This is a genomic window from Corynebacterium sp. HMSC06G04, assembly GCF_001807365.1.
In the GTDB taxonomy this organism is placed as follows: domain Bacteria; phylum Actinomycetota; class Actinomycetes; order Mycobacteriales; family Mycobacteriaceae; genus Corynebacterium; species Corynebacterium simulans.
The window spans coordinates 118898-137968 of the sequence record NZ_KV788599.1 but is presented as its reverse complement, the minus strand read 5'-3'; the positions used below and the strand labels follow the sequence as shown (position 1 = coordinate 137968).

The 19071-nt window shown below is 56.4% G+C and carries 19 protein-coding genes and 1 tRNA gene; 11 read left to right on the top strand and 9 right to left on the bottom strand.

Annotated elements, in window-relative coordinates; translation table 11 throughout:
• Nucleotides 1–170 precede the first annotated feature (170 nt).
• The 4 genes from HMPREF3158_RS03720 to HMPREF3158_RS03700 all read right to left on the bottom strand — a co-directional run bounded on the left by HMPREF3158_RS03720 (nucleotide 171) and on the right by HMPREF3158_RS03700 (nucleotide 3343).
• Nucleotides 171–1004 carry a hypothetical protein gene (locus tag HMPREF3158_RS03720; protein ID WP_062036407.1) on the bottom strand — a complete coding sequence of 278 codons (834 nt, stop codon included), beginning with the start codon at nucleotides 1002–1004 and terminating at the stop codon, nucleotides 171–173.
• A gap of 536 nt (nucleotides 1005–1540) precedes the next feature.
• Nucleotides 1541–2005 carry a hypothetical protein gene (locus tag HMPREF3158_RS03710; protein WP_062036411.1) on the bottom strand — a complete coding sequence of 155 codons (465 nt, stop codon included), beginning with the start codon at nucleotides 2003–2005 and terminating at the stop codon, nucleotides 1541–1543.
• 104 nt (nucleotides 2006–2109) lie between these two features.
• Nucleotides 2110–2511 carry a hypothetical protein gene (locus HMPREF3158_RS03705; RefSeq protein ID WP_062036413.1) on the bottom strand — a complete coding sequence of 134 codons (402 nt, stop codon included), beginning with the start codon at nucleotides 2509–2511 and terminating at the stop codon, nucleotides 2110–2112.
• A 747-nt stretch (nucleotides 2512–3258) separates the two neighbouring features.
• A tRNA-Leu gene (locus HMPREF3158_RS03700) sits at nucleotides 3259–3343 on the bottom strand.
• A 190-nt stretch (nucleotides 3344–3533) separates the two neighbouring features.
• Here HMPREF3158_RS03700 and HMPREF3158_RS03695 point away from each other — a divergent pair.
• The 11 genes from HMPREF3158_RS03695 to HMPREF3158_RS03645 all read left to right on the top strand — a co-directional run bounded on the left by HMPREF3158_RS03695 (nucleotide 3534) and on the right by HMPREF3158_RS03645 (nucleotide 14752).
• Nucleotides 3534–4367, top strand: a complete 834-nt coding sequence (locus tag HMPREF3158_RS03695) for a DUF3662 and FHA domain-containing protein (RefSeq protein WP_062036439.1) — start codon at nucleotides 3534–3536, stop codon at nucleotides 4365–4367.
• Nucleotides 4368–4395: 28 nt separating this feature from the next.
• Nucleotides 4396–4848: an FHA domain-containing protein FhaB/FipA gene (locus HMPREF3158_RS03690; protein ID WP_061925626.1), complete on the top strand. Its 453-nt coding sequence runs from the start codon at nucleotides 4396–4398 to the stop codon at nucleotides 4846–4848.
• On the top strand, nucleotides 4845–6188 hold the full coding sequence (locus HMPREF3158_RS03685) for a PP2C family protein-serine/threonine phosphatase (RefSeq protein ID WP_062036443.1): 1344 nt from the start codon (nucleotides 4845–4847) through the stop codon (nucleotides 6186–6188). Before HMPREF3158_RS03690 ends, HMPREF3158_RS03685 begins: the two co-directional genes overlap by 4 nt.
• On the top strand, nucleotides 6189–7541 hold the full coding sequence (locus HMPREF3158_RS03680; protein ID WP_062036445.1) for an FtsW/RodA/SpoVE family cell cycle protein: 1353 nt from the start codon (nucleotides 6189–6191) through the stop codon (nucleotides 7539–7541).
• The gene (locus HMPREF3158_RS03675; protein WP_070497353.1) at nucleotides 7538–8965 is read left to right on the top strand and encodes a penicillin-binding transpeptidase domain-containing protein; all 1428 of its coding nucleotides are present in this window, start codon (nucleotides 7538–7540) and stop codon (nucleotides 8963–8965) included. The genes HMPREF3158_RS03680 and HMPREF3158_RS03675 overlap by 4 nt, the downstream gene beginning before the upstream one ends.
• Nucleotides 8966–8967: 2 nt before the next feature.
• Complete coding sequence (locus HMPREF3158_RS03670) at nucleotides 8968–10401, top strand: serine/threonine-protein kinase (protein WP_070497351.1); 1434 nt, start codon at nucleotides 8968–8970, stop codon at nucleotides 10399–10401.
• Between the two features lie 3 nt (nucleotides 10402–10404).
• A complete protein-coding gene (gene pknB, locus HMPREF3158_RS03665; RefSeq protein WP_070497349.1) occupies nucleotides 10405–12348 on the top strand; it encodes a Stk1 family PASTA domain-containing Ser/Thr kinase in 1944 nt (647 codons plus the stop codon).
• Nucleotides 12349–12418: 70 nt separating this feature from the next.
• A complete protein-coding gene (gene crgA, locus HMPREF3158_RS03660; RefSeq protein ID WP_070497348.1) occupies nucleotides 12419–12691 on the top strand; it encodes a cell division protein CrgA in 273 nt (90 codons plus the stop codon).
• Nucleotides 12692–12707: 16 nt separating this feature from the next.
• Nucleotides 12708–13796, top strand: a complete 1089-nt coding sequence (locus HMPREF3158_RS03655; RefSeq protein ID WP_061925605.1) for a sensor histidine kinase — start codon at nucleotides 12708–12710, stop codon at nucleotides 13794–13796.
• A gap of 62 nt (nucleotides 13797–13858) precedes the next feature.
• Complete coding sequence (locus HMPREF3158_RS03650; protein ID WP_061925602.1) at nucleotides 13859–14095, top strand: hypothetical protein; 237 nt, start codon at nucleotides 13859–13861, stop codon at nucleotides 14093–14095.
• Between the two features lie 6 nt (nucleotides 14096–14101).
• A complete protein-coding gene (locus tag HMPREF3158_RS03645) occupies nucleotides 14102–14752 on the top strand; it encodes a response regulator (RefSeq protein WP_070497346.1) in 651 nt (216 codons plus the stop codon).
• Nucleotides 14753–14773: 21 nt separating this feature from the next.
• Here the strand turns inward: HMPREF3158_RS03645 and HMPREF3158_RS03640 are convergent, their stop codons facing one another.
• The 5 genes from HMPREF3158_RS03640 to HMPREF3158_RS03620 all read right to left on the bottom strand — a co-directional run bounded on the left by HMPREF3158_RS03640 (nucleotide 14774) and on the right by HMPREF3158_RS03620 (nucleotide 19051).
• Entirely contained in the window at nucleotides 14774–15352 is a 579-nt protein-coding gene (locus tag HMPREF3158_RS03640) for a hypothetical protein (RefSeq protein WP_046646009.1), read from the bottom strand.
• Nucleotides 15353–15363: 11 nt separating this feature from the next.
• Entirely contained in the window at nucleotides 15364–15933 is a 570-nt protein-coding gene (locus HMPREF3158_RS03635) for a hypothetical protein (protein ID WP_062036461.1), read from the bottom strand.
• 55 nt (nucleotides 15934–15988) lie between these two features.
• A complete protein-coding gene (locus tag HMPREF3158_RS03630; RefSeq protein ID WP_070497344.1) occupies nucleotides 15989–17275 on the bottom strand; it encodes a hypothetical protein in 1287 nt (428 codons plus the stop codon).
• 516 nt (nucleotides 17276–17791) lie between these two features.
• Nucleotides 17792–18448: a rhomboid family intramembrane serine protease gene (locus HMPREF3158_RS03625; protein ID WP_210386623.1), complete on the bottom strand. Its 657-nt coding sequence runs from the start codon at nucleotides 18446–18448 to the stop codon at nucleotides 17792–17794.
• Nucleotides 18449–18520: 72 nt separating this feature from the next.
• The gene (locus tag HMPREF3158_RS03620) at nucleotides 18521–19051 is read right to left on the bottom strand and encodes a peptidylprolyl isomerase (protein ID WP_082787645.1); all 531 of its coding nucleotides are present in this window, start codon (nucleotides 19049–19051) and stop codon (nucleotides 18521–18523) included.
• Nucleotides 19052–19071 lie beyond the last annotated feature (20 nt).

Sequence of the window (19071 nt, the reverse complement as noted above, 5' to 3'; positions counted from 1 at the left end):
CGGATTGCCCCTACCAACTACGCCGAAACGGCACTTTGTATACCGACTTTCTATTCCTGATGCCCACTGCTGAAATTCTTCAACCACGGTAGATAGTGGAAACCGAAGAAGCGCCACAGCATGGGATACCGGTGCTATGGAATGGGTGTAGAAATACTTCGTCATTGTCTTTAGTTCCCTTCGTGTTCGCGGACCCAGGTGTGTTCACGACGTTCAAATAAAGCGCATGGCCCGTACTTTTTAGGCAAAGGGTATCCACTATTGATAAGTGTTGCACGCCCGGTGAGGAACTGTCTGTTGAAGGGATCGAGCCCAAAAAGCTGTGCACACTCGAAGAGATCATCGGTAGTAAACCGCTTGCGTAGTGGACCCTTTTTGGTTTTGAGTCTTTCCAGTCCGGGAAAGGCGAAGTCTTCGCCGTCAGGCCAGTCGGTAAAAGCCTGGAACCGGGTTTCTCCTTCCCCAATACCTACAATAAAAGTGTCGTATCCTCGGATTTCAGCGGCAGGGGCGCGTTTGCCGATAGCGGCATCCATATCGTAGGTGCCGATGATGAGGGACTTGCTGCCTGAGCGGTAATTCCACCCTTTGACGATTTTGCGTTCATCTGGCTCATCCACGATACGTAGCTGTGTCATACCGGGAACAAAAGGAATAGAACCATTATACCTAACGGTTGCGAAAAAATCGTAATTGTTGCTCGAGTCATCGCAGATAAACCACACCCAATCAGGATTCGTGGTTTCCAAAACTGCTGCCCAACGACGAGGAAACTGCGGATCGTGCACCCCAAGACGCAGCGCATGAGGAAGATCATCGACGGTAGTATCAATGTCCACATACTGCTGCGACCAGTAACTATTAGCTGTTTCTAAAGGCGTGTGGAAAACACGTGACCGTGCGGCAGCCTCAACCGCATAATCAAAAGGCAGCTTCAAAAATAACTGATCATAAGAATACGGGGCTAACAGATAATCAATATCTCGCCGCAGGTACACACTCATCTTTAAATCCCTTCCCTGAGCGAAGCGACATAGTTGTCTACTCCGTCTCGATTAGCTTTGATGACTTTCCAAAGTTCAGAGGACTCATCAAGCTTGTCTAGTGTAAGCAGCCTAAAAACCGCATCCGGATTCGTATCCAACTGCTGCTGTGCATGGTGCGGCGCCCTAGACGCAGGTGGCCGGTCGAACTCAATTTTAATTGACACACCATCCTCGTGGACAATACTAAGATCGGGTCGTCCACGGCTTGTTGTCTTTAGTGCCTTTTACCGCGTTTCTGAGTCAGAAAAGTAGTCAGAATCGCGTCTAAACTGTTCGTAGTAGCTTTTATTTCCTCTTGACCTGGGCTGGATGGTATGGGCTACCTAACAAGGTTCAGATCCTTGCCCGCATTACGAGCACAACGACCTTAGCCATATACCGCAGTACAAAGCGGGAAACTGGAACCGTCATCAAAGTTGGTGTGCGTTCTAACTACTTGCCGTTAAAGTATGCCGCTGCCGCTTCGTTCGCTAACACCTAAGGATTACTTTTCACTAGGCAAGGAACGACGTTTCAAGAAAGTCCTCAAGACTCCAATATTCAGGATCAAACCACGCAACGCCTTCGTCGACTTCGAGTGCGACTAATTGGTCAGGCAATAAGATGAGGAAATCATTTATCTCGGTGCGGATTCCTTGGCGTTGTAGCTCTTTTGCGACTCGTTCAGTGCTCTCCTGCGCGGTCTCAGCGGGGCGACGATTAAGGTCAACACCATAGAAAGTATCCGTGATTGGCACCTCCATGTACTTCATTTCAACGGTGACGCACTTACCGTCCTCCACACAGCACACAATCTTGCGGCCAGGATCACCAGGCTCTAGTGTTTCGATATCGACCCAGCCTTCAAACTGTTCCTCATACGTATCGGCAGTCAGCTCAGAGTCGTAGCATGCTTTAGTGGCTTGGTTCACCGTCATACCGGGTTTTACGGGCAAGGGACAGGTACGTTCAAGATTCATTGTCTCGATACGCTTTCTTCTTCGTCGGTTGTTTAGTACGTCAAGGCCTTCGGTCAGGCTATCGCCAATTCACACGGCGCATTCGCGTGATTGAAATTGACTAGCTACCCCCAGTAAATAGCCACAACTTTGCCGAATTGGTATGACAAAGCAATTGTCCCATTGTCGTGCGGAATGGTTATGCCGTCACGGTCGTGTTCAAATTCAATCCCCACATCTTTTAGGGCTTTTACAAACTTTCGACTCGACAATGACAGTGGGATATCAAGGAAGCTATCTGTCTCCCGCGCGTTTAAGATTTTTATTGAGGTAATCAATCCGTCGTTTTCAAAGCCCTTAATGTCGTAGTCGATTCCCCCGATCTCACATTTGCCAAAAATTTGGCCCGTGCTGCCTATCCCGAGATAAGAAATATCCAGGTATCGGTAATCAGACAGAAGATTTTCATAGTATGAAACAGGTACAGACCGCTGCAACGGTTCAGGGACCTCAAAAGTAAATTTCATTTTCTATGGCTTCCTTAGAGAAGGGGGACTCACAACACAAGATGCTACCTACCTGTTAGAACACGCTGGCAGAGTTTAAGCCCATATGGTGAAAGCCACAGGGCAAAGAAGCCGCCCCTTCTCAGCACAAAGAAAATGAGCCGCGTGCCGCTAGCGGCCTCCGGTTCTCAGCTAAAGCCACTAGACACTCACCACTAATCCAAGAGCTATTGCCCCACTAGAAAAAGAGTTCCTGGGAGGTCACCACCGCACCTAGGGACTCTCACCGCAATTCTCCACGCTGCTTACGGAGTATATCTTGTGCTTTGCGCAGCGCAGTCTCGTTCGATTTCGTTAACTTGGAGGAAGCCTTCAGTGCGTCAAAGAACTCTTCTGATTCAGCCCATCGCGCCAATTCTTCATACGAAAATTCGGAGGCTTCGTCTTTTCTATTTATAGCCACTTCACCTGTGCTTTCGTCAACCCATACACAATGTGTTCAAACATGCTACTTGGGTTAAGGGTTAAAAGAACCGAGTTTAGTAGGAAAATACTCTGTTGAGGGTTGAGGGACAGACCCTTTTGACCCCTAACCCTCTGTTGGCACCATCGAAATAAAAACTCGAAAGGCGAGAGCGGGAGCTAGGATGTAAATCCCCACGCTTACAATCCTCGACCACTAAAGTTCAGAAAAAGAAAGAAACCGAAGGTCACGAACCCTTTCGAGTTTGTTACCTCCGGTGTCACAGTTTGTACAACTGCTCAGCGTGCCCGGGGCGGGACTTGAACCCGCACGTCCTATAAGGACACTGGCACCTGAAGCCAGCGCGTCTGCCAATTCCGCCACCCGGGCTGGGTACCTAAATGTCTTGGCGACCAATTAACATTAGCACGCAGTAGCTAAGAATCTACAAATCCGCAGGCAAACACGAAGTTTTCTGGGGAAAAGCCCCTTAAAAGCATCGGAACTTTAGGCGGCGCGGCTACGTTTAGAAGGGGTAGGCACCCTATAATTAGCCTGTCATAGAAAAGGAGGACAGCACGTGGCAATTTTTGAAAAGCTCGCGAAGCTGGATTCCGCCATGCAACGAGGCTTGGACAATGGCATGGCCTTTGTCTTCGGAGGCAAGGTCGTTCCCGCGGAGATTGAAGAGCTCCTCAAGCAGGAGGCGCAGGACAATCTCGCACGCGGTGATGACGAGAACCTCTACAGCCCCAACGTCATGACAGTAGGCGTATCTTCCAAGGACTTGGAAAACCTCTCCCGTGACCCAGATCTGCCCGCAGATTTCGCCGACCAACTCACCCGCTTTGTTAGAAACCACGGCTGGTCATTCGCCGGCCCGGTCATCGTACGCATCGCGGAGGAATCAGGATTGCGTACAGGACAGCTTCGAGTGTCTTCGTTTATTGATCACGAACCCGCCGAGGAAACCGGATTCGACGCAATCTTCCACGAAGACGATGGTCAGGAGGACCACATGAGTAACCCGTTTAATGCAGACGAGGCAGCAACCACCACCTTTATGGCACCGGATCAAAATCCAGAGCAGCCACACTCGCAGGGCCCCGCAGTGAACTTGATGCTGCAGGATGGTTCCTCCCGCGTGTACCACGTGCGGGAAGGTTCCAACATCATCGGTCGCAGCAACGACGCTGACCTTCGCCTGCCCGACACTGGCGTTTCCCGCCAGCACGCGGAGATTACGTGGAACGGACAGGATGCCGTCTTGGTAGATTTGCAGTCCACCAACGGCACCACTGTCAACGAGACGCCAATTGAAAACTGGCTGCTGGCCGACGGAGACGTCATCACCATGGGACATTCCCACATCGAGGTCCGCATCACCGGCACCGAGAACAACCACAACTACTAAACCCCGCCGAGAAAGTAAGGAGGTCACCATGGATTCAGTCGTTTTGCTAGCTCTTCGCATCGGCCTTCTGGCGCTGTTGTGGCTTTTCATCTTGGTGGCCTTGAACGCAATGCGCCGGGACGCCAATAAGGCTGCCGGCGTCTACCAGCCTTCGGCGCAGGCGAAGGCCACTCCGCGGCGTCGCGAAACGCCCAAGCAGATCAACATCGTGGACGGGCCCCTGCGTGGCTCCCACATGCAGCTCGGCACGCTCGAAGAGTGCACCATGGGCCGTGCGCAGGACTGTGACTTTGTCACCGGCGATGACTTTTCTTCCGGTCATCACGCGCGCCTGTTCCGCCGCGGCAGCGAGTGGTTTGTGGAAGACCTGGAATCCCGCAACGGCACCTTCGTGGGTGGCGTTCGCATCGATCAGCCGGAGCGAGTTGGCGTTGGCACCGACATCAAACTTGGCCGCACGACCGTGAGGTTGATGGCATGACTTTAAGCCTTAAATTCACCGCGATCACAGATCGCGGTCTAGTACGCCAAAACAACGAGGACAGCGCCCACGCTGGTCCCCATCTTTTGTTATTGGCAGACGGAATGGGCGGCCACGCCGCCGGCGAGGTGGCCTCCCAGCTCATGGTTGAGCACTTGGAGCACCTCGACCAAGACCCCGAAGACAATGACATGCTCGCGCTGCTGGGCGCCGCGGCAGAAGATGCAAACGCGTCCATTTCCGCACACGTCGAGCAGCATCCAGAGACCGAGGGCATGGGCACCACGCTTACCGCGATGATGTTCAACGGCACCGAGTTCGGCGTATGCCACGTAGGTGACTCCCGCGGCTATCGCCTGCGCAACGGCAAGCTGACCCAGGTAACGCGCGATGACACGTATGTGCAGTCTCTGGTGGATGAGGGTCGCCTCGACCCCGAGGACGTTTCCTCCCATCCGCAGAAGTCGCTGATTCTTAAGGCCTATACCGGCCGCCCGGTGGATCCCACCTTGTTTATGTTGGATGCCAAGGTCGGAGACCGCCTGCTGCTGTGCTCCGATGGTCTTTCGGATCCGGTTACGGCAGCCACCATCGAACTGGCACTTTCGCAAGGCACGCTTGACGACGCCGCGGTTACCCTCCGCGATCTCGCCCTGCGTTCCGGCGGCCCAGACAACGTCACCATCGTCTTGGCCGAGGTAGTCGAGGGCAAAGGCGATAGCTCGCCGGTCAAGGTCGGCGCCATCGCAGGCGTCGTACCTGAGCCGACACACCCGGATTCCTCCGCCAGCCGCGCGGCTGCGCTAACAAGGCCACGGGAGGCGTCGCCTGCGCCCCAAGAAGAGGAAGACGACACCGAGGAACCTCACAGTCCAAAGAAGAAAGTTGGTTGGAAGGTAATCGGCGCCCTCGTAGTGGTGCTCGCGCTCGTCATCGGCGGCGGATTCTGGACCAAGAACGAGATTTCTAACAACTTCTACGTCGCCACCGACGAAGAAGGGGCACTCAGCATCGAGCAAGGCGTAGATTTCTCAGTCTTTGGGCGTTCTTTGCACCACAAATACCAAAATGCGTGCGTCGATAAAGCAAACACGCTGCGTCTCGGATCCACTCCGTGTGAGGGGGATTTCGCCCCGTTCAAGGTCACTGACCTGCCAGATTCCGAGCGCGCGGCCGTAGATAACCTGCCTTCGGGTTCCTATGCCGAGGTACAAACCCAGCTTTCGAGCCTGTCCTCCAAGGCACTCAAGCCGTGCATCAGCACGCCGAGCAAGAAGACGGACGAGAAGCTAGAGAAGAAAACCGCTAAACCAGGAATCACGTGCCGGGAGGTGAGCTAAGTGAAGAAGATCTTTTCCCGCGGCACTGAGCTCGGGCTGCTGATTCTGGCGGCCGTGGTCTTTGCCATCACCACCGTCAGCCTGGAACTTTCCCAGGGCAACATCTTGACCATGGACGTCCTCTACCTCATCGGTGGATTCATCGGCGTCTTCACCGTCGCCCACCTGGTGCTGTGCTTTTTGGCACCGCATTCGGATCAGCTCATGCTGCCGATTGTGTCTCTGCTCAACGGCACCGGCCTGGTCATGCTGGCGCGCCTCGACCTCGTCAATGATGGTGTCCTGGCGCGGCGGCAAGTGATGTGGACGATCGTCGGCCTTATCCTCTTCGTGCTGGTGCTGGTTGTATTGCGGGATCACCGCTCCCTTACCCGCTACTCCTACATCCTGGGCGCAGCCGGCCTCATCCTGCTGGCGCTGCCGCTGGTGTGGCCGCAGCCGCCGGGAGTCGAGGCGCGTATTTGGCTGTGGCTGGGTCCATTTTCTATCCAGCCTGGCGAGTTCTCGAAGATCATGCTCATCTTGTTCTTCGCCATGTTGCTTACCCAAAAGCGCTCACTGTTCACCGTTGCCGGTTACCGCTTCTTGGGCCTTTCCCTGCCGCGTCTGCGTGACCTCGCGCCGATTCTGGTGATTTGGGGAATCGCCATCGTGATCATGGGCATCTCCAATGACTTCGGCCCGGCGCTGCTGCTGTTCAGCACCGTCCTCGGCATGCTGTTTATGGCAACTGGCCGTGTCAGCTGGCTGCTCATTGGCCTGCTCTTGGTAGGCGTTGGTGGTTTTGGCATCTACCAGATCTCTTCGAAGATTCAAACGCGCTTTTCCAACTTCCTGGACCCGCTGGGCAACTACGACAACGGCGGTTACCAGCTTTCCCAGGCACTGTTCGGCATGTCCTCCGGCGGCATCTCCGGAACCGGCTTGGGCCAAGGCCACCCAGAGATCGTCCCAGTGGCGCACTCCGACTTCATCCTCGCCGGCATCGGTGAGGAGTTCGGCCTCATTGGCCTAGCCGCCGTGCTGGTCATGTTTGGCATGCTGGCTTCTCGCGGTTTCAATACCGCGCTGAAGTCCCGTGATTCCTACGGCAAGCTGGTTGCATCCGGTTTGTCGCTGACCCTGGCAGTCCAGGTCTTCGTGGTCACTGGCGGTATTTCCGCCATGCTGCCGATGACCGGCCTGACCACCCCATTTATGTCGGCTGGCGGTTCCTCGCTGATGGCTAACTACATGCTTCTGGCAATCCTGCTGCGCATCTCTAACGCGGCTCGTCGCCCAGCGCGTGAGACCAGCAGCAATGCGCCTACCGATACTTCCATGTTCCCCGCCGTACAGGAGGCAACCCGATGAATAAGTCGATCCGCCTCGTCTCTCTCTTTGCCATCCTCTTGACCGCAGTGTTGCTCGTAAACCTCACCGTGGTGCAGGCATTTTCAGAGGACAAGTACGCACATAACCCGAAGAACATGCGCGGTTTCTACGCCATGCAGACCACCCCGCGTGGCCAGATCTTCGCCGGCGATACGGTGCTGGCTAAGTCCACCGAGGATTCCGAGGGCAAGTACTCGCGTTCCTACCCCACCGACTCGCCGGCCTTTTCCAACATCACCGGCTACCTTTCCACCCAGTTCGGTGCTTCCCAGTTGGAGGCTTCCCAGAATGAGATCCTCAACGGCACCGACGATTCCCTCCTCACCCAGAACTGGCTTGACACCATTTCCGGCAAGGAAAAGGTAGGTGCCAACGTCGAGGTCACCATCGATCCTGCGCTGCAGCAGGCCGCCTATGATCAGCTGGTTGGCCCGGGTTACAACGGCGCGGCGGTGGCCATCCAGCCTTCCTCTGGCAAGATCCTGGCCATGGCTTCCTCGCCGAGCTACAACACCAATGATCTCCTCGGTGAAAACGCCGACGAAACCTGGAGCGCGCTGCAAGAGCAGAAGGGCACCCCGCTGCTCAACCACGCCACGCAGGAAACCCTGCCTCCTGGTTCCATCTTCAAGATCATCACCACGGCCGCCGGCCTCAACAATGGTTTCAACCCCGACTCCTCGCTGACGGGTGCTAATTCCATCGTGCTGCCGGACTCCGTGACGGAGCTGACTAACTACGGCAACCAGATGTGCGGCGGCTCCCAGTCCGTTACCTTGCAGACTGCCTTCGCCCTTTCCTGCAACACCGCGTTCGTGGAGATGTCCGAGTCCATCGGCGCTGATGAGCTGCGCAAGTACGCGGAGGCTTTCGGCGTGGGCGAAAAATATGATCTCGGAGTTAACAGTGCTGCCGGCAATTTGGGCGAGCTTGCCGACGGCGCGCAGGTTGCCCAGTCCGCGATTGGTCAGCGAGACGTGACCATGTCTGCACTGCAGGCGGCCATTATGGCTGGCACCGTTGCCAACAAGGGCAAGCGCATGGAGCCCTACCTCATCAACCGCATCACTGATGCGCAGATGAATGAGATCCGCGCGACCAAACCTCGCCAAGCCGAGCAAGCGGTAACGGAGGATGTTGCGAACACGATCAAGGAATTGATGTACGGCTCGGAGCACTCGACCTTCGGCTACGATGGCAACTCCTTTGCTTCCAAGACCGGCACCGCAGAGCACGGCGATGGCCTTGCCCCGCACGTGTGGTACGTCGCGTTCGATCCGGACCGAGACATTGCCGTCGCCGTCGTAGTCAAAGACGGTGGCAATCTCGGCGAGTCTGCCACCGGCGGCCAGGTTTCTGCCCCTATCGGACGCGCCATCCTGCGCGCATATGGAGGACAGTAAAAGTGAGCAACTCAGATAATAAAGAGCATCTCCAAGCCCTCATCGGTGATGATTACCAGCTGCAGTGGATCATCGGCCACGGCGGCATGTCCACGGTGTGGCTGGCTGACGACGTCCACGGTGACCGCGAGGTAGCAATCAAGGTACTGCGCCCTGAGTTTTCTGATAACACCGAGTTCCTCAGCCGTTTCCGCAACGAGGCTCAGTCGGCAGAGTCGATTACCTCTGAAAACGTGGTGGCCACCTATGACTACCGCGAGCTCGAGGACAACGGCCGTACCTTCTGCTTCATGGCGCTCGAGTACGTCCGCGGCGAGTCGCTCGCTGATCTTCTAGCCCGCGAGGGCGCCCTGCCGGAGACCCTGGCGCTCGATGTCATGGAGCAGGCAGCGCATGGCCTTGCCGTGATCCACCGCATGGGTTTGGTGCATCGCGACATCAAGCCTGGCAACCTCATGATCACCCAGAACGGGCAGGTCAAGATCACCGACTTTGGCATCGCCAAGGCGGCAGCTGCGGTGCCACTCACGCGCACCGGCATGGTGGTCGGCACTGCGCAGTATGTCTCCCCAGAGCAGGCACAAGGTCTCGATGTCACGCCGGCTTCCGATGTCTACTCCTTGGGCGTCGTAGGCTACGAAATGCTCGCCGGCAAGCGCCCGTTTAGCGGCGATTCCTCGGTGTCCGTCGCGCTCGCGCACATCAGCCAGGCGCCGGAGCCACTCTCGACGTCGATTAGCGCCCCTGCTCGTGAGCTCATCGGGATTTCTCTGCGCAAGGATCCCACCACCCGTTTTGCGGACGGCAACGAGTTCACCAACGCCGTCGCCGCAGTGCGCAACGGCCAGCGCCCGCCACAGCCTAAGTCGGGGGCATTGGCACCAATGGCGGCCGAGCCTTCCCCTTCCGCGTCCACGGAGATGCTCGCCAACGTGGCCAACCCCAAGACCGCCACCCCGGAGCGCGCACCAGTCAAGGACACCCCACACCCCGTGCCAAAGGAGAAAAAGAAGAGCTCTGGATTTGGTATAGGCCTTCTTATTGCTGCCGCATTGGCCGCCTTGGCGGCATTGGGATTCTTCGCGGCAAACTTCTTCAAAGGCGCAGGCGAGTCTACGGAGCCCACCACTCCGCCGGAATCCATCGTGGTTACGGAGTACCGCGATCCCGTAACAACCGAGGTCGTTACCCCCGAAGAAACCACGGAAGATACCCCTGAGCAGGTCACTGTCACCACCACGCACTCGGTTGAGGAGGAGACACCTACGCAGGAGAAAAACACCCCGACCCGGCCGGTTCATACCCCCACGCAGCAGGAAATCCCTACTACTGTCCAGCAGGAGACCGAAGTCAATGAAACACCAACGTCTCCAACCGCAGTAGACTCGCAGCCTGATAACCCCCTAGAAAATCTACTACCCCAGGATGGTGCCTAGAACATGGTCAATGACCGCTACCACCTTCGCCAGGTCATCGGATCCGGCGGCATGTCTGAGGTTTATGACGCCGAAGACACGGTTCTGGGGCGCGCGGTTGCTGTCAAGATGCTGCGCCCCGAAATGGCGCGTGACATTAATTTCCGCGAGCGCTTCCGCCGCGAGGCTCAAAACTCCGGCAAACTGAACCATCCCAACATCGTCTCTGTTTTCGATACCGGTGAAAAGACCGTCGATGGCATTACGATCCCCTACATCGTGATGGAGCTGGTCAACGGCCGTACCCTGCGCGATATTGTTCGTGAAGACGGCCCACTTCCAGCTCAGGAGGCAGCGCAGCTACTGGCACCCGTGGCAAATGCACTGCAGGCTTCCCACGAGGCCGGCATCATCCACCGCGACATCAAGCCCGCCAACATCATGCTCACCAACACCGGCCAGGTGAAGGTGATGGACTTCGGCATCGCGCGTGCGCTCGATGATTCAACCTCCGCCATGACACAGACCTCTGCGGTCATCGGCACCGCTCAGTACCTGTCTCCTGAGCAGGCCCGTGGAAACCCAGCGGATGCACGCTCCGATGTCTACGCATTGGGCTGCGTGATGTACGAGGCCGTCACCGGCCGCACCCCTTTCGAGGGCGAGACCCCGTTCGCGGTGGCGTACCAGCATGTTCAAGAAGAGCCGGTTCCGCCTTCGCAGTACATCGATACGACGCACCTGACTAATACCCAGCGCCTCAACATCGACGCGGTCATCCTCACCGCTATGGCCAAGCATCCAGCTGACCGCTATCAATCCGCCTGGGAGATGAGCGAAGACCTGCAGCGCATGGCCAATGGCCAGCTCACTGAAGCTGCGCGCGGCCACGTCAACGAGGAAGAGCAAGCGACTTCGATGGTGGCGCCAGTGGCCGGTGCACATCGCGCTCCTGTGCAATCCACTCGTCCTGACGAGGACGAGGAGGGCGGCAATGGCCTGAAGTGGCTCGCGCTTTTCTTGGCGGGCCTGTTGGTTGCCATCATGGGCTACTTTGCATGGGACTTCTGGAATGCCTCGCGCGAAGAAGACCGTGCTGCTCAGCAGCAGCAAGAGGAGGCGACCGCCCGCGCCAACATGGTCATTGTTCCCGAGGTAGAAAAGCGCCCACGCAACGAGGTCGTCGCCGAACTCGAGAAGATGGGCCTGCTGGTTACCGTCAACGAAGAAGCTAACCCGGATATTAAGCGTGGCCAGGCAATCCGCGTGAACCCTGCGCCGGGTTCGGAGCTGCAGAAGGGTTCCTCGATTACGTTGACTGTTTCCTCCGGTGACGAGATCACCGATGTGCCGGATCTCTCCGGTATGACCTTGGAAGAGGCGGGCAAGGCGCTTAGCGACGCCGGGCTTTCCCTCAACGAGCAGGTCGAAGAGAAAAACGACGATGCTCCTGCCGGCCAGATCATTTCTCAGAATCCCGCCGGCGGCTCGCAGCTGTCTAAGGGCTCAAAGGTCAAGGTCACCGTGTCCAAGGGCAAGGAGGAGGCGAAGGTCCCTGACGTAACCGGTATGCCACAAGACCGCGCTGTCAGCATGCTGGAGTCGGTGGGCTTTGAGGTCAACGTCAACGTCGTGGACTCCCAGGAACCGGCAGACCGCGTTCTATCCGTCAGCAGCCAGGGCGGCAAGCTGGCCAAGGGTGAGACCGTCACGATTGAGGTCTCCAATGGCATGCTCATCACGGCACCGAACCTGTTGCACAAGACGCCTTCTGAGGCTGAATCCGCGCTGCGCTCTGCCGGCTGGCAGGGTAGCGTGCGCACCGGCCCCGTTGTTCCTACCGGTGCGCTGGTGGATAACGGCCGCGTGGGCTGGGCTTCTGTGAATGCGGGCGATGCCATTCGCAAGAACGCAACCGTGGAGCTCCGCGTCTGGGAGTTCACCGCCACAGAGCTGCTCCCGCGCTAGTAGCAGGCGAATTTCGCCTGCTAAAGTAACCGTTAAAAAGAATGCCTAAAGAAAAGTTGAAGGTTTAGCAATGCCAAAGTCAAAGATCACCCAGAGCTCGGGCGTTCCGCAGTCCTCTAGCTCTGCGGCCAACCGCACTCCGGTCAAGATCAATTCCGAGGGCACGCCAAAGTGGTACATCGCCATCATGCTGGGCCTGATGATCATCGGCCTGCTGTGGCTCGTGGTCAACTACTTGGCCGGCGAGTCCATCCCATTCATGCAGGAACTGGGCCCATTGAATTACGGCATCGGTTTCGGCCTAGCCATCATCGGCCTGCTCATGACGATGGGCTGGCGCTAAACTTCATCACCCTGCCATGAGCTCTACGAGGTTCTATAGCTTCGCCGGCGTCGGCTTCATCATCGCCGTGATGCTGACCGTGGCCATCGATCCACTATTCCTCTCCCCCGGTGCGCTGTTGCTCGCCGTCCTTGGTGTGGCACTTACCCCGCTCGGTATGAACCACCCGCTGTGGGCGGCTGCGGCTTATAGCGCGCTTTTTGGTATTTGCACATGGCATACTGAATGGCGCTCGTTCTTATTGGTCGCATGGAGCGCAGTCATCGTTGGGCTAATTTCCTACCGACGTCCATGGACTCACGCCGTTATCCCAGGACTGGTGCTGGTACTTCTTTCCATTATCGATCCTGCACAGGGCATCTGCACCTCGCTCGACCTCTTTAGCTTTGTTCTGGTGTCCGCGATCAATTTGCTGGGTATCATTTTCGGCGTTTGGCTAAAAAAGGCGCGCCAACGCAGGCTCGCCGCTGAGCAGAGGAACCAGGAATACCGACACGCGCTGATGACCACGCTGCATGATTCCGTGGCAACGACGTTAACCTCGGTGGTCATGCGCTCAGAAACACTCGGCCTTCTAGAAACCAACCCGAAGGTGGCTGAGAACTCCACAGCCATCGCGGATGACGCACGCAAGGCAATGGGTGAGGTCCGCGATCTGCTGCGCCTTATGAAAAACGAGGACCTTCCAACGTTAAAGAAAGCACGCTCGACCATCGCAGAAGAACTGGAAGAGATGCAGAGCTTCCTGAGAAGCCATGGTTTCGAATGCACTGTGAAAGGAAAGCTCGGGAAATTGGCGCGTTCCATGGCTTTGCCCAACGATCTGCATTTGGTCTTTTCAGAACTTAGCGCCAACTTGATCAAATATGCCGAAGCAGGTTCCGAAATCACCATCCGACTACGACGCAATTACCGCGGTCTCGATATAGAAGTCCATTCACTCATCGCTGAAGCCCAGGCAGATCAACATATGACGACTAGACTGGGTCTTTCAGAAATCGAAAAAAGAGTTGCTGCAGCAAACGGCACTTTCAGCAGCGGCCCCCACAATGGTAAGTGGGTAAGTGCGCTTTATATCCCAATTTCCAACATGGTGCGCAGATAAACTTACCTTGTAGTAGGCTAAGGCCTATCGTCTTTATTTCTCTCCCCAATAGGAGTATCCACATGCGTTTTCGTTCTGCTGCAGCCGCTGCCGGCGCCGTACTGTGCCTTACCAGCACCCCATTTGCTAGCGCTGCTTCTTCCTTCGGTTCTTCCAGTGCCGCTGAGTCTGCTACTCAGACTGAGACCGCCTACACCGGCGGATTTACCTACTACACCTCTCAGGCGGAAGACTTTGCAAACGCTTTGCGTTGCTCCACCAGCCCGCAGCGCTGGTGGTGCGCAAAATACCGCCACTAAGCCTCGATGTCCATAAGAGTCTTTCTCGTTGATGATGACCCGCTGGTCCGCTCATCGCTACGACTTTATTTCGAAACCACCGATGACATCGAGGTGGTAGCTGAGGCAGCTAATGGCGCAGAATGCCTCTCGATGCTGGACAACGTTGATGCCGACATCGTCTTGGCAGATATTCATATGCCCACGATGGACGGCATCACTTTGCTGCGCAAAATCAAGGAAAGGCCCTACCCGCCAGTTTTCTTGGCGGTGACATCCTTTGATTCGGATGACACCATGCTCAAGATTCTGCAAGAGGGCGGGGCTGGCTACATTCTGAAAAACCAAAGGCCGCAATCCATCATCGATGCTGTCCGGGAGGCAATCCACGGTGGCACCGTTGTAGCGCCAGTAGCGATGCACCGCCTGGTGGGATACATCGGGGATGCACCCCGCAAGGATCCGGTCGCCACCGCCATCGAGACGCATCACCTCAGCACTAACGAGATCAATGTGCTCAAACTGCTGCTACAGGGCAATTCGAATTCCGAGATCGCAGCAGCGCTGGAAATCTCAGAATCTTCGGTGAAAAAGCACGTCTCCAGCCTCATCGTCACCTTTAACGCAAGCACCCGCCTAAATCTTGTAACCAAGATTTTAGGCGGGGCAGGTAGCTAGGCACTGAGGCTAGAACACGTCTTAATACACCGGGGCGTCGTCAATGCGTAGCTCCGAATAGCGTGAGTACGGTGCGCTGACAAAGTACGGCGCGCCCTTTTCTACCCACTGCTGATCCTCGGAACAACGCACATCCTGCGAATCCGCGTCGAGCATCATAAAGCCCCACACGAGCTTGCCTTGCTGATTAGCTTCCAAATCGTAGGGGCCAATCTTTTGCCCGAGGCTCCAATGGATCTGGTGGACGAAGTTAAAGCCAAATGCGTTCGACATGTACTTTTCAATGTCGCCGATTGGCTTCACCGAAACGCTGACCTCAGTGGTCTGCGTACGCTTATCAGTCACGGTGTGGCTAACTGGAACAGTGTAGTCGTTGCGATTAGCCACGCTGGCAGCGTCAGTCTGCTTAAACCACATGCGCTCCGCCGTGACATAGGTGCCCTGTGCGCCCGGTGTTGCACAGTGCGTGCCCGGCTTGTAGTCATCGTTCCAGCGCTGCGGCAGGCGGTAGGAAGCCGCGCCGTCGACAGCCTGCGCAGCCGGAGTGGCCGCACTTACTGCCACCAGCAATGCTGCGGCGATGCGTGCAAACTTGCGCACAGTTGCCTCCCCTAGTTGAACTTCATGTTGTCGCGAGTAGAAACCTCAACGTGGCGCTCTGCTGGCAGAGACGCGGTGAAGGTCTCGCCGGTGCCCTGCCAGGTTCCGTCTTGGCCGCACACGGTCTTCTCGCCTTCAAAGTCGGAGACAACCCAGCCCGCGCGCATGACGGCGGTCTTGCCAGGTGCAACGTTGTACGGACCGACGGTCTCGCCTACTTCGTAGGTCTGGGAATCGGTGTAGCCAGCGTTAAACTTGATGTTGACCAGCTTCAGGATGTCGAAGTCAACGCCTACGGAAACGTTCCAGGTCTTGGTCTTGGTCTCCTTGATGGCGCGGGTCAATGGCAGCGGCTCAGCATTGTAGTTGGAGACAGTCCAGGTGCCTGCGGAACCATCAAAGTAGGTGCGGACAATCTCAACGGTCTGGCCGGTATCGCCCGGGTTGACGCACTTTTCACCGATGGTGGTCGGGTTAGCAGCGCCGTGGTTAACGGCAGGCAGTGCCATTGCTGGTGCAGCGGCGATGGAAGTTGCAGCAATTGCGGATGCTGCCAGGGCGAGAGTGCGGTTAAAGCGCATGATGTACTCCTATTTAGTGAGAAAGAAAGTGGGGTTGGTAGGCGGTGTCGTGGTGTTAATAAGCGGTCTGGGTCGCAACTGGTAGGTCACGCCACTCATCTGGGGTGACGTCAACCTTGCGGGTCGAGCCATCCTTGCCAGTGACGGTGGCCTCCGCCCAGAATCCGGCCGGCGCGGAGGCCTGCTTGAAGTCGTGAACGAGGCTGTATTTACCATCGCGGCCACAGTGCAGCTCGCTGTAGTTCACGCGCATCATGGTGGTGCCGTATTCGATGCGCGCGCGCTCACCTGGCTTAAGGTCGAGCGGCGCCAGCGCGGTACCCACCGGCATGTAGGCACGCTGTGCGGCACCGATGGAGCCGAGCCAGCCCTCCGGCAGGCGGCCTTTATTGCCCAGCCAGTTCATCTGGCCGTTGTACTGCGCGCCCACCAGGTGGTCGGTGATGCCACGATAGGTGTAATCAGCCTCAGTCCAGTTCATGAAGTCCTGGGAAAAGCCCGGCTTTCGGAAAGTAGGAGCTACGCCCTCAATGGTGTTCGGGTACCACTGCATATCGCCAGCGGTGCACTCTTCGCCTTCGCTCGGCCAATTCTCGCGCTGCAGGTCGGTCGTAGGGTTGACCACATAGTCCTGCTTTTCATCGGCAATCTTCTCCAGGCTTGGGCCGGAGACGGCATTGTAGCCACCGTCAACAACCTTGCTGTTCGCACCCGGCGCGCGGGAAGGAATCTCAAGCGCTTGGTCATCAACGGTACCGTCGGCGTGGATTACGGTTGCCCAGGCATAACGCTCGGCCGGTGCGGTACCACGGATGACATTTGCACCCTGGATATTGGTATAGATGCCATCCTTGCAGTCCACAAACATGGAAATGAAGTCTTTTTCCACGGTGCCGTATTCCACGCGGAAGGAATCGCCAGGCGCAAGCTTGATCGGCCCGATGGTTTCCCCCTCTATCCAGCCGTTGGACAGAGTCAGACCGATGTCTGCCTTTGCGGTGGTGTTCCAGTTGGAAGGCCACTTGGCGGCAGAGTTTGCTTCGATCTCGTGATTAGTACCGGATTCGACGGTGGCGGTGTACGGAACCGTCTGCTTGGTGGTGTTGGTGAACTGGATGGTGCCATCCGAAAGGTAACGGCGGCCAGTTTCACCAAAGTGCCAATCCGGATAACCCGCTGCAGTAGCTTCTGCTGGGCTGCACTCCTTGTAGAGATTCTCAATCGGATAGCCCTGTGGCATGGCGGGGATCTCTGCGTGTGCCGCAGCAGGGGCAACGAGGCTTGCCGCAGACAGTGCGGCGGCTGCTACGTAGTAGCTGAGATGGAGGCGGGGAATGCGCATCGCTACGTTTCCTTTTATTCACTATTTTTTGAAGTTTGAGGTTCACAGCGGCGCGGTCTCTCCCTCCACGCGCTGTGAACTACTCACATGACGCTAATCGGCCACCATCGCATCCTTCAATACCTCAGATACTTTCGGATAATTGCCACTTGAGCTTGCATTTTCCAGAATTTTCCCAGCTATTTTTGACTCCGCGCGCAGCCAAAATTGTCCTTTCGTACACACCCGCTTCTGCCCCCTTCCCGAGTTGCCAACAAGATGGGAGGAAAGTTATCCACAGGCTGGGGATAACTCTGTGAAAATCAAATTCCCCAGCTTTCTTCCACAGCCTGTGGATAACTGTTTTCACCCACTTCCACAAGGGCTAAATTACAAGGATGTAAGTCTTCTTGCCTGCGTGATCAGGCAAAACTCCGGCCATGCGTTCGAGAAATTACAAAAATGTAGTTATCCACATTGTGGATAACTACTGTGGAATTCTTTCGCACAAGCGTTTTGGTGAATAACTCGCCGGAGTTATCCCCAAAACCCTGCTTGAAGGCCTAAAAAGAAACTTAAAGCCAAGAAAACCGTGAAAATTCCCGTCCATCGCACTCCCCGACGGCTGTTAAAAACAAAAAATGCGAGAATCACGCCTGTGAACAAACCGCCCAAATGACCCCATAGGGATACGCCGGGCATCAAAAACGTGTAAGCCACGTTGGCCGCTACAAGAACAATGGGTGCCCGCAGATCCATACCGCGAGAGTTGTAGAGCCCTACCAGCAAAGCCAGCAGTGCATATATAGCTCCCGAGGCCCCCACCGTCGGTGTTTGATAATCCATCCCCAGCACGGCCGCTGAGGCGCCCAGCAAAGAGAGCAGATATACACAGGCATACAACACTCCGCCTAAGGCCTGTTCGATTTCGCGGCCTACGAGCAAAAGCAGAAACATGTTCACCGCTAGGTGTCCGAGATCGATATGCATAAACCCGGCACTTAGCGCCGTCAACGGCGCAGCCTCAAAGTCCGGGCCCCACAGCGTCCAGTCATAGGCCAGCGAAGAGCCGTAGTAGGACGCAGTAAGCGAATGCGACTGGATGGCGGTAACTGTCCAAACCAGCGTGCACAGGGCGATGACCCCGGCGGTGACCGGCGCTGGTTTTGGGTAGTTGCGCAATGTCTTTTCCATATTTTCCCAAAAACTTCAATGAGCCCACCGCCACTTTTAATAAGTGGTGGTGGGCTCAGTTGTTAAGAGCTCTTAGGCGATCTCGATGGACTCGATGATGACGTCCTCACGTGGGCGGTCCATGCGGTCCGTATCAACCTTGGCGATCTTGGACACGACTTCCTGGGATGCCGGGTCGGTGACCTCACCAAAGATGGTGTGGTGGTTGTTCAGGTGCGGGGTCGCAGCCACGGTGATGAAGAACTGGGAGCCGTTGGTGCCTGGGCCAGCATTTGCCATAGCCAGCAGGAATGGACGGTCGAACTGCAGCTCTGGGTGGAACTCATCCTGGAACTGGTAGCCAGGGCCGCCACGGCCGGTGCCGGTTGGATCGCCACCCTGGATCATGAAGTTATCAATGATGCGGTGGAAAATTGCGCCATCGTAGAACGGTCCGGACTGCTCGCCCTTTGCGTTCTGGGTGGAGTAGTCCTTCTCGCCCTTTGCCAGGCCGATGAAGTTCTCCACGGTTACCGGTGCATGGTTACCGAACAGGTCGATAACGATATCACCGTGATTGGTGTGCATCGTTGCAGTTGCGGTCTTCTGAGTCATGCCGACCATTGTATGGAATTTCTGGCTCG

Coding starts and splice junctions, on each gene's coding strand:
- HMPREF3158_RS03720 (WP_062036407.1), bottom strand. CDS start 1,004: ATGAGTGTGTACCTGCGGCGAGATATTGATTATCTGTTAGCCCCGTAT.
- HMPREF3158_RS03710 (WP_062036411.1), bottom strand. CDS start 2,005: ATGAATCTTGAACGTACCTGTCCCTTGCCCGTAAAACCCGGTATGACG.
- HMPREF3158_RS03705 (WP_062036413.1), bottom strand. CDS start 2,511: ATGAAATTTACTTTTGAGGTCCCTGAACCGTTGCAGCGGTCTGTACCT.
- HMPREF3158_RS03690 (WP_061925626.1), top strand. CDS start 4,396: ATGGATTCAGTCGTTTTGCTAGCTCTTCGCATCGGCCTTCTGGCGCTG.
- HMPREF3158_RS03685 (WP_062036443.1), top strand. CDS start 4,845: ATGACTTTAAGCCTTAAATTCACCGCGATCACAGATCGCGGTCTAGTA.
- HMPREF3158_RS03675 (WP_070497353.1), top strand. CDS start 7,538: ATGAATAAGTCGATCCGCCTCGTCTCTCTCTTTGCCATCCTCTTGACC.
- pknB (WP_070497349.1), top strand. CDS start 10,405: ATGGTCAATGACCGCTACCACCTTCGCCAGGTCATCGGATCCGGCGGC.
- crgA (WP_070497348.1), top strand. CDS start 12,419: ATGCCAAAGTCAAAGATCACCCAGAGCTCGGGCGTTCCGCAGTCCTCT.
- HMPREF3158_RS03655 (WP_061925605.1), top strand. CDS start 12,708: ATGAGCTCTACGAGGTTCTATAGCTTCGCCGGCGTCGGCTTCATCATC.
- HMPREF3158_RS03650 (WP_061925602.1), top strand. CDS start 13,859: ATGCGTTTTCGTTCTGCTGCAGCCGCTGCCGGCGCCGTACTGTGCCTT.
- HMPREF3158_RS03645 (WP_070497346.1), top strand. CDS start 14,102: ATGTCCATAAGAGTCTTTCTCGTTGATGATGACCCGCTGGTCCGCTCA.
- HMPREF3158_RS03635 (WP_062036461.1), bottom strand. CDS start 15,933: ATGCGCTTTAACCGCACTCTCGCCCTGGCAGCATCCGCAATTGCTGCA.
- HMPREF3158_RS03630 (WP_070497344.1), bottom strand. CDS start 17,275: ATGCGCATTCCCCGCCTCCATCTCAGCTACTACGTAGCAGCCGCCGCA.
- HMPREF3158_RS03625 (WP_210386623.1), bottom strand. CDS start 18,448: ATGGAAAAGACATTGCGCAACTACCCAAAACCAGCGCCGGTCACCGCC.
- HMPREF3158_RS03620 (WP_082787645.1), bottom strand. CDS start 19,051: ATGGTCGGCATGACTCAGAAGACCGCAACTGCAACGATGCACACCAAT.